Origin of the sequence: Curtobacterium sp. P97 (assembly GCF_023712445.1) — a bacterium.
Taxonomy (GTDB): Bacteria; Actinomycetota; Actinomycetes; order Actinomycetales; family Microbacteriaceae; genus Curtobacterium.
The window spans coordinates 1-441 of record NZ_JAMAYF010000139.1 but is presented as its reverse complement, the minus strand read 5'-3'; the positions used below and the strand labels follow the sequence as shown (position 1 = coordinate 441).

Sequence of the window (441 nt, the reverse complement as noted above, 5' to 3'; positions counted from 1 at the left end):
AGCGACAGCCACACGGTGGCCAGCAGCGGGAGGAACAGGAAGACGCCGAACACGAGCAGGTTGGGGCTGAGCAGACCCCAGGCGGCGACCGCGTCGCGGGAGACCCGGCGGCGGCGCGGCGGCGGGTCGGCGGGGACGGGGGCGGTGACCGCGGCCGGGGCCGCCGTCGTCACGAGAGCCGCCCGGTGATGTCCTCGGCCAGGTCGGCCAGCACCCGGCCGGGGTCGTCGCCGGCCAGGAACGCCTGCTCGAGCCGGTCGACGATCGAGGCGTTCACCGCGTTGAACTGCGGCACGGTCACCTGGGCCGACAGCTGCGGGGTGATGGTGGTGGCCTGCTCCACGAACAGCTCCATGAGGTCGGGTCGCACGGCGTAGTCCAGCCGCTCGCCGAGCAGTGCGGTGCGGGTGGGCAGCACGGTGGCCTGCTCGCAGAACAGCG

At 74.1% G+C, this 441-nt stretch carries 1 protein-coding gene; it reads right to left on the bottom strand.

What is annotated here, in order from left to right; translation table 11 throughout:
- Positions 1–169 precede the first annotated feature (169 nt).
- The coding region (locus M3677_RS17335) for a hypothetical protein (RefSeq protein WP_251161189.1) at positions 170–441 on the bottom strand (272 nt) is incomplete at its 5' end.